Raw genomic sequence first — 8,330 nt, forward strand, 5'->3', positions numbered from 1 at the left:
GCCGGTGCAGATGGCGTGATGCTCTGCACCTGCCATACTGACAACTGCCGATCGGACATCGGTAATCAAGTGGCCCGCAAGAGAGCCGATTCGGTCCGGAATCTGTTGAAGGAGGCCGGTGTGGACGTCAGTCGGCTGAACATCGCCTCGGTGGCGGCTAATATGGGCAATGAATTCAGCTGGATGATTAACGCGTTTGCGGATCGGATCAAGGCACTCAGCGCCTCCTGATTGGCTCCCGGCACCCGATCCGACAGCTGCACGCGTACCGGCCTTTATTAAACCGATTTTTGATGTATTTGAAAAAAGCCACATTTCAGACAGATTCGTAAAAAACCCGAGATCAAGGCTTGCGAATCCCGAGGAATGAGGTGTACTTGGCGTACTCCGCAGTGACGAGGGATGAAGCGTAACGAAGATATCGGGTTTTTTACGAATCTGTCATTGTTGAACCATCTATCGAAGGAAGACGGCGATGGCCAAAGATCGACCGAACCGCCTGGAAGCATTGAATTCAGCCTGTTGCAAAGACTGGCCCTATGCGCAGGATGTCTGCCTGACATGCGCCATGTGCGCCAGTGCCTGTCCGGTGGCCGGGGTGGATGACTATGACCCCAGGAAGATGGTGCGCATGGTCTCTTTGGGCATGGTGGACCGGGTGGCCCAATCCCGATGGCCCTGGATCTGCACCATGTGCGGCAAATGCGAACAGATTTGCCCCATGGGCATCGATATCGCCGATATCACCCGGCGTATCCGGTCCCTGCGGGAAGGGCGGCAGGTACCGGGGATTTTATACAAAGGCCTGACCGCCGCCCTCGAAACCGGCAACAATCTCTCCCTGCCCAAAGAAGACTTTGTCTTCATCCTGCAAGATGTGGCCGAGGAGGTCGCAGAAGAACCAGGTTTCGAAGGATTTAGCGTGCCCATCGACAAAACCGGCGCACGATTGCTCACCACGGTCCACAATAAATTGGTCAACACCCACACCGAGGACCTCAAGCCGTGGTGGAAAATCTTTCATGCCGCCGGAGAAGACTGGACCGTGGCGTCGGACAACTGGGAGGGAACCAGTTGGGGTTATTTCACCGGTGACGATCAAGCCATAAAAATCATGGCCGGCCGCATCGTTGAGAATATGCGCCGATTGGAGGTCGATACGCTGCTGTGGCCCGAGTGAGGGCACGCCTATCTGGCGACCAGGTTTGGTCTGCAAAAATGGTTTCCCGAAGCCCTGGAGGAGTTTAAAACAGTTACCGTGTTCGACCTGCTCATCGAGTATATCAAAAAAGGGCGCATTCGCCTGGACCGCCGGCGCTTCGATGTGAAAGCCACCTATCACGATCCCTGCAATTATGGCAGACGGGCCAAGAAACGCTTCGGTCACGGTTATTTTGAAGAGCCCAGATGGATCATGGACCAGTGCCTTGAAGATTGGGTCGATCTGCATCCCGACCGGCTGCACCAGATCTGTTGCGGCGGCGGCGGCGGTGCGCTGACCACGGGATACAACGACGAACGGATCTTCTATGGCCGCCGCAAAATGGAGCAGATCCGGGCAACGGGCGCCCGGATGCTGGTGTTGCCGTGCCACAGCTGCCATGGCCAGATCAACAGCATCAAGGCGGCCTACGACATGCAAGACCTACCCGTTAAATACCTCTGGGAATTGGTGGCCGACTGCCTGATCAGGTAATGCGCCGTCAACCGCCCATAAAAAAAGGATTTATAATCCTTATGCCTGTAAATCCGTGGGGTTCCTGGTGGGCGATACTGGACTTGAACCAGCGACTTCCACCGTGTAAAGGCACCTGATATCATGCTCAATAAAAAAAAATTGTACGATAACGTACTGAAATAAATAACTGAAGTTTCGCAATTAAAATTCAATGCAAAAAAGTTGATAATTTATTGAGATTAAAAAGTGAAATCCAATCTGCCGTAATTCACTTTAGAAAATGCTAAGTCTTCGGCATCTATCATGCCATTATCATTAAAGTCCGCCATTAAATCACCAATAACAAAACCCCCGAAAAAACGGATAGACCGGATCCATCTACATCACCATTGTATTAATGAACAGACGAGCGGGACCCGACTGTACATGCAAAATTTCAAATTACCCCATTCTCTATGATAACATATAGTTAACCTATATCCCCCAGCGATTTTGACTGGTTTGGATAATTGCAGTCTATGCTACGGATTACATGTGAGGCAATCCTTGCGGCCATAATCACGGCGCAGCAAGCCAAAATCAAGGAGATTAACTATACCATCCCCATTGAAATCAGCTACACAAGGCGCTTCCGGCGACGATGTGCAATCTTTGCCGTAATCAGCTCTCAATTTTCCGAAATCGAGCAAATTAACCAGACCATCTCCGTTTGAATCGGCTTCACAGGCATCTGGTTTGACACAAAACGATGCAAATTCATTAGGCACATTTAGGGGTTCATCGACTTGACCGCCAAGCCGGACGAAATTATCAAATGTCTGGTTCGGGTGGTCCGGATGGTATCGGGCTAAGTCAATGTCAAGTGGGCTATCGCCGATACCGATTGCCTTGAAAACGATCCACCCCAACAGCAGTTTTTCAGCGGTCAATCCAGCAGTCTGGTCACCCATCAGACGCCCACCAATCATGATGACCTCACCAATGTCATTTGCAGGGTCGTTATCATCAATGTAGTTAACGATCTCCACTGCCGGAAGGGTGAATTGATCATTGGTTGAGTCTGGATCAGCATCAGCATCCATCACCCAGCCATTATCGAAATCTTCGTACTTATGTGCTTCGACAGCCTCAAGAACACGTGGGTTGAAGGACGCCTTCACCCCCATGCTGATAAGATCTATCGCGTTGGTGGCATAAATATAGACGGTGACATGATTGCCGACCCTTCTTTGAGCGTTCAGAGGATCTATAGATATGTCAAGAGCATGGCACACCGTTTGGGGCAGCATGACGACCAAAAGAAAAACTGTAAACCGCATCGCAAGATTAAACACAGGCATTAGTACCTCCCCCGATGTATCATTCTATCGGTCTATCAACTATATTGCACATAAACCGACCCACCTTAATCTTATATAATTACAGGTAGTTTTGATTTTCCAACTTAATCAGCCATATTGTAATGAGTATCACCAACGATGCAGCGTATATCAACTTCGGCTCCTGCGACTAAATTTTTTGCTCTAGTGCCCCAAGCACAAATTTTCTACTAATTTTATTTGGATAGTTGTGCTTTCTATAATCGGCAATTGACAACTTATAAAATTAGACTCGTGGCTCTACGTCCCGGTTTGGCCGATAGATTCCATTATCTAAAAAATATGAAGCTTAGGCCCACACTCAGATACATGCAAAAACCATACAGTTAATGATCTAAATATCACATTGTAAAATTCAATTTAATAACAGATAGATAAATTTGTAAATATTTTGTAATTAGAACAATGTGGTGGCGAAATAATTACTCAATATGAAAGTAGTTTCATATATCTTGGGAAACTATTCGAATGCCCCCTACGTGGCATCCAATTGAGGTATCATTTTTTTTCATAGGATGGCCGAATGTCTGTGCGCATTTGATGAATCCGGTCAATCAGGAGTCTGCTTGTCGGCAGGAAAACACCATTTTTTCGGCAACCGGTAGCAAAATGGTAGCCGGCGTTTAAAATATGAAATTTTTAATTCCTTCAAATTCACACCATACAACCATTCACACACCCGTATGTCACCAAACACCCATAAAAAAAGGGCTGACAAGCTTAGTGCTTGCAAACCCTTGATAGTCGTGGTGGGCGATACTGGATTTGAACCAGTGACTTCCACCGTGTGAAGGTGGCACTCTCCCGCTGAGTTAATCGCCCGAAAAGTGATTCTACATATAGAAGGCCAGGGTTTGTGAAGTCAAGCGTTTTTTCTTTATGCCGAGACTTGGTCAAGCCCTTTCGCTCTGCGTCCTTTTAACGATAAACCACGGGTTGAGCAGGTTCTCCTTGTTGTACGTCAGGGCGCTGCCGTCGTCATGGCGAATCACCTGTGCGCCGCTGGCAACGGCGATGGCCTGGCCGGCCGCCGTATCCCACTCCATGGTGGGTCCCAACCGGGGATAGATGTCCGCCCGGTCCTCGGCCACCAGACATATTTTCAGGGAGCTACCCGACGAAATGAATGCCACCCGGCCATGTTTTTTCCGCATGGCTTCCACGTAAGCTTCCAGATCCGGTGTGGCGTGGGAGCGGCTCCCCATGATCGTAAAGGGCCGGTCCTTCTCCCGTTTAAGGGGTATGCGAACCGCATGATTCATCACCCATTCCACACCGCCAGTGCCGCCGGGCAGCCTCTCGCCGATCCCATGCTGTTGACAGGCATCGATCTTAAACGCGCCCAGTTGGCGATCGGCAAAGTAGAGGGTGTCGCTCACCGGAACATAAATGACCCCCATGGTGGGCGCGCCCCCTTCCGCAAGGGCGATGTTTACTGTAAATTCTCCATTGCGTTTGATGAATTCCTTCGTGCCGTCCAACGGATCGACGATCCACATGCGCGGCCACTGTTTGCGTTCCGCAAAGTGGATGTCGCGCCCCTCCTCGCTGAGCACAGGGATACCGAAGCCGCTGATATCAGCCTTGATGATGCTGTGGGCACGGCGATCCGCCAGTGTCAGGGGAGAGTTGTCCGCTTTATGTTCCACCCCCATGTCAGCTGATTCATAGACCTCGAGGATAGCCTTGCCGGCCTTGACGGCGCTGAGAATCGCAGTTTGCAGCCACAATGTTCGGTTTTCAGTCACTGGATCACCTTTCTGATGTTTTGTCAGGATTGACGGCGTGCAGTGCAGCCTCACCGGCGCCGATACGCCTTTGAGAGCGGCTGAAAATGATCGCGCCACCGATACCCGGAGCCCAATCTTGTCGATCACCGGTTCGACGACGACCGCTTCCTCTTTTTTCGACTCACCCTGAATGCGTTAGGAATAATACGCTTCCAGCAGCGATTCCCTGATTTTGTGCATGCGAATGGCCTTCTGGTGGCAGCCGGTGGCGCACACCCCGCACCCCCGGCAAAGCGTTGTCTGGATGACGGGCGTCGATGGCGGCAGTCCTTTTTTTTTCTTCGCCTGGGAGATGGCGTCAAAGGGGCATCGGCGCACACAGCGTCCGCAGCCATTGCACGGTTCCGGTGATAAATCAGCCAGGTAACGGCTCAGGGGCCAGATTTTCTCAGCGTCGAGAACCCTGGCCAGCTGGTGGGGAAAGCAGCAGTCATTGCAGCAGTTGCAAAGGGCGCCATCCAACCGGCCCTGGTTGTCCACGGCCAGTTCGGCGCTTTGCATGAGACCCTGCCGGTTGGCCGCCTTTACCACAGACAGGGCCCGATCCCGTGAGATTTCCCAACCAATGCCGCGGGCGTTGGAAAAGCGGATGCAGGTCAACTGTGGCAGGGTGCATCCGCGGACCATGGCCCTGCAGTTGCACGGCCACAGGTAGAATCGTTCGATGCGCTCAAACAGACAGGCAACTTCTTCCAGCAGCAGGTATTCGGGGCAGGCGTCCTCCGTGGGTCTCGGCTGGCCGGCCTTGAGCGAGGCCACCGTGGCGCGGTGTTTCGCCGTGTAGTAGGCCAACTCCCAGCGGTTCAACCGGTCTTTGATATCTTCCGGAAGATCATGCCACCCCTCGAACAGGGCCCAGCTTTCAAAACGCACATGGAAATTTGCCGGGGCGATCCGGCCGTCGTCCAGGCGTCGGACCACCCCGCGCCGCCAGGCACGCGCGAGAAAGCGGTCAATTGATTCGGCTCCAAGCTGATGGTGGATTTCATCGACCGTCATCGACTGATCGTTCAGGACTGTCAGCAGGTCAATTTCCAACGGCGTGTAGAACCGGCTGATCCACGGTTCGAGAAATGCCGGTATGCCACAGATGTCAAACAATTCGTTCATGGTTGCTACGGTACCGTCATGGAGAGTGATAATCAATCGAGGGATAGCGCAAACGAAGCGCCCTCCTATGGCTTCACATTTGGCACAATCCGTAATAAGATGGGACGTCAATCGCCAACTACGGATATCCGCCATGATCGAAGTTGAACAGGCGACAACCCCATCTCACATCCAGACCATTCGAGATCTGTTTCGCGAATACGAAGCGTTTCTCCAGGTGGATCTCTGCTTTCAGCACTTCGAGGAGGAACTGGCAAACCTACCCGGCAAGTACGCTCCGCCCCGGGGCGTTCTGCTGCTGGCATCGGCACACGGAGAGACGGCCGGCTGCGTGGCCATGCGTCCACTGAACGGAAACGTGTGCGAGATGAAACGGTTATTTGTCCGACCCGCCTATCTGGGGCAAGGCATCGGCAAAAAACTGGCCTTAACCGTGATGGAACGCGCCCGCGCCGCCGGATATGCGCGGATGCGCCTGGACACGCTGGAAAAGCTGGGAACGGCGCTCTCCCTTTACGCCGCCTTGGGTTTTCGACCGTGCCCGCCCTATTACGATAATCCCCTTCCCGGGGTAGTATATTTAGAGCGGGTGCTGTGATGAACAATCGCAGGCTGAGCCGGTTTCCCTACTTGTTGGCCTTTTCGTACCGCCGTCGACCGGCCTCGCGGGCCGCCCGAACGTCCTGGCGGCAGACATCGGCCTTGCGGCCGGACCAGAACATGGCTTCTTCCAAATCTTTGCCGTAAACCCCGCACCACATCAGGCCGGACATGGCCCCATTGCCCGCGGGGTTGATTCTCAGTGCAGTGAGGAATGCACGCTTTGCCGCTGTATAGTCCTTGTTGCGGAAAAGCGCCCAGCCGTAAAGGTCATGAGCCATGAACGATTCCGGTGCCTCGGCGACTGCCTTTTCAAACGGTGAGGCATCTAAAAGGCCGTCGCCCCCATAGGCCGAATGAATATAAAACCCTTCCAGCGCCCGACCCACGAGGTCCAAGCCTTGACGGCCGAGGGTTTCGGGCCACAGTGCTGCCTGGACCTGCGCTTTGGGCATGGGCCGGCCCATGGATTCCAGCCATTCCAACAACAGGGTGCGAAAACCGATCCATCCGTCCTCAATCGATATCGGCAGCTCGACAGGCGTGCGGCGGACATCCGGTGCCTGTCCGTCGAAAAAGTGAAGGCCTACCGTTGGGTCCGAATACTTGCCGTAGATCCACAGGCGCACCTGCTGAGACTGGCTGACCTGAAGCAGATCCAGTTTGTCGGTCGCATCGCGGCAGTAGCGCTGCAAGGCCGCCTGTTCCGGAAAAATCTTTTTTACCCGCCAGCCGAACCACATTTCCTTGAGGCCGGTGTGCAGGGCCAGGACGTTTCCCACAAGAAAATGAAGGGCCAGGCCGGTACCGTCAAACGGATGCCCGTTCTCGGCTCGAAAAGGCAGCACGATGCATTGGTCGGTGGGGGATTGGGCCATGGAGGACCTCCTATTTGATCTATCTACCACATCCGCCGGGCCATTGAAATAGCCGGTCAATGGCCGAATCCGGTGCCGGGGGGGCGGTCGATATGGCGCTCGAGGTGACATTGTTGTATAGTGAATTTATAAAATGTACATACAAACTATCTGGCTTTTAAAAACGAGGAGTTTCCATGCTGACCCATATTGATGTCTCCGAAGCCATGAAAATTCGTCTGGACGGCCCATTGCCTCAGACGCCAGAGTTCCACCCCGGTGTTCGCCGTGCACCGGACCGGGGTTTCCGGCTCAGCCGGAGCCAGACTGCGGTGGCCCTGAAAAACGCCCTTCGCTATTTGCCCGTCAAGCATCACGCCACCCTGATTCCCGAGTTTCTGGCGGAGCTGAGAACCCGCGGGCGCATCTATGGCTACCGCTTTCGTCCCCAAGGCGAGATCCGGGCCCTGCCCATCGAGCACTATAGGGGCAACTGCCTGGCCGGCCGCGCCTTCCAGCTGATGATGGACAACAACCTGGATGTCGACGTGGCCCTTTACCCATACGAACTGGTCACCTATGGTGAGACCGGCAGCGTCTGCCAGAATTGGATGCAGTTCCGGCTGATCAAAAAATATCTCCAGGCGCTCACCGACGACCAGACCCTGGTGGTCCAGTCCGGCCACCCCTTGGGGCTGTTCCGCTCCGGCCCGAACACCCCCCGGACCATCATCACCAACGGCCTGATGGTGGGGCTTTATGACAATCCGGACGACTGGGAGATTGCCGCCCAGATGGGCGTTTCCTCATACGGCCAGATGACCGCCGGCGGCTGGATGTATATCGGCCCCCAGGGTATCGTCCACGGCACCTACAATACGCTGCTGGGAGCCGGCCGCAAGATGTGTGGGGTCCC

The 8,330-nt window shown here is 53.7% G+C and carries 8 protein-coding genes, 1 tRNA gene and 1 pseudogene; 5 read left to right on the plus strand and 5 right to left on the minus strand.

Features of this window, described 5'->3' with window-relative positions:
• The 3 genes from ABYV26_RS15535 to ABYV26_RS15545 form a co-directional block, all read left to right on the plus strand.
• A partial coding sequence (locus tag ABYV26_RS15535; protein WP_372682271.1) for a hydrogenase iron-sulfur subunit occupies nt 1-231 on the plus strand: 231 nt, incomplete at its 5' end.
• 244 nt (nt 232-475) lie between these two features.
• Nucleotides 476-1,180, plus strand: coding sequence for a 4Fe-4S dicluster domain-containing protein (locus tag ABYV26_RS15540; protein WP_372682272.1), 705 nt, complete (start codon nt 476-478; stop codon nt 1,178-1,180).
• Between the two features lie 78 nt (nt 1,181-1,258).
• Nucleotides 1,259-1,696: a heterodisulfide reductase-related iron-sulfur binding cluster gene (locus tag ABYV26_RS15545; protein ID WP_372682273.1), complete on the plus strand. Its 438-nt coding sequence runs from the start codon at nt 1,259-1,261 to the stop codon at nt 1,694-1,696.
• 503 nt (nt 1,697-2,199) lie between these two features.
• On the opposite strand, the gene ABYV26_RS15550 is transcribed toward ABYV26_RS15545, so the two are convergent.
• The 4 genes from ABYV26_RS15550 to ABYV26_RS15565 form a co-directional block, all read right to left on the minus strand.
• On the minus strand, nt 2,200-3,018 hold the full coding sequence (locus ABYV26_RS15550; RefSeq protein WP_372682274.1) for a dockerin type I domain-containing protein: 819 nt from the start codon (nt 3,016-3,018) through the stop codon (nt 2,200-2,202).
• Between the two features lie 786 nt (nt 3,019-3,804).
• Nucleotides 3,805-3,879 (minus strand) — tRNA-Val (locus ABYV26_RS15555).
• A 71-nt stretch (nt 3,880-3,950) separates the two neighbouring features.
• The gene (gene cysQ / locus ABYV26_RS15560; RefSeq protein ID WP_372682275.1) at nt 3,951-4,805 is read right to left on the minus strand and encodes a 3'(2'),5'-bisphosphate nucleotidase CysQ; all 855 of its coding nucleotides are present in this window, start codon (nt 4,803-4,805) and stop codon (nt 3,951-3,953) included.
• A 177-nt stretch (nt 4,806-4,982) separates the two neighbouring features.
• On the minus strand, nt 4,983-5,957 hold the full coding sequence (locus ABYV26_RS15565) for a 4Fe-4S binding protein (RefSeq protein ID WP_372682276.1): 975 nt from the start codon (nt 5,955-5,957) through the stop codon (nt 4,983-4,985).
• A gap of 133 nt (nt 5,958-6,090) precedes the next feature.
• Here ABYV26_RS15565 and ABYV26_RS15570 point away from each other — a divergent pair, with 133 nt between their 5' ends.
• Entirely contained in the window at nt 6,091-6,555 is a 465-nt protein-coding gene (locus ABYV26_RS15570; RefSeq protein ID WP_372682277.1) for a GNAT family N-acetyltransferase, read from the plus strand.
• A 28-nt stretch (nt 6,556-6,583) separates the two neighbouring features.
• On the opposite strand, the gene ABYV26_RS15575 is transcribed toward ABYV26_RS15570, so the two are convergent.
• Complete coding sequence (locus ABYV26_RS15575; RefSeq protein WP_372682278.1) at nt 6,584-7,435, minus strand: tetratricopeptide repeat protein; 852 nt, start codon at nt 7,433-7,435, stop codon at nt 6,584-6,586.
• A 176-nt stretch (nt 7,436-7,611) separates the two neighbouring features.
• On the opposite strand from ABYV26_RS15575, the pseudogene ABYV26_RS15580 reads away from it, so the two are divergent.
• Nucleotides 7,612-8,330 (plus strand): annotated as a pseudogene (locus ABYV26_RS15580) (urocanate hydratase); the annotation flags it as partial.

It is taken from the genome of Desulfosarcina sp., assembly GCF_041551955.1.
Classification (GTDB): domain Bacteria; phylum Desulfobacterota; class Desulfobacteria; order Desulfobacterales; family Desulfosarcinaceae; genus Desulfosarcina.

Coding starts and splice junctions, on each gene's coding strand:
- ABYV26_RS15550 (WP_372682274.1), bottom strand. CDS start 3,018: ATGCCTGTGTTTAATCTTGCGATGCGGTTTACAGTTTTTCTTTTGGTC.
- ABYV26_RS15565 (WP_372682276.1), bottom strand. CDS start 5,957: ATGAACGAATTGTTTGACATCTGTGGCATACCGGCATTTCTCGAACCG.
- ABYV26_RS15540 (WP_372682272.1), top strand. CDS start 476: ATGGCCAAAGATCGACCGAACCGCCTGGAAGCATTGAATTCAGCCTGT.
- ABYV26_RS15570 (WP_372682277.1), top strand. CDS start 6,091: ATGATCGAAGTTGAACAGGCGACAACCCCATCTCACATCCAGACCATT.
- ABYV26_RS15575 (WP_372682278.1), bottom strand. CDS start 7,435: ATGGCCCAATCCCCCACCGACCAATGCATCGTGCTGCCTTTTCGAGCC.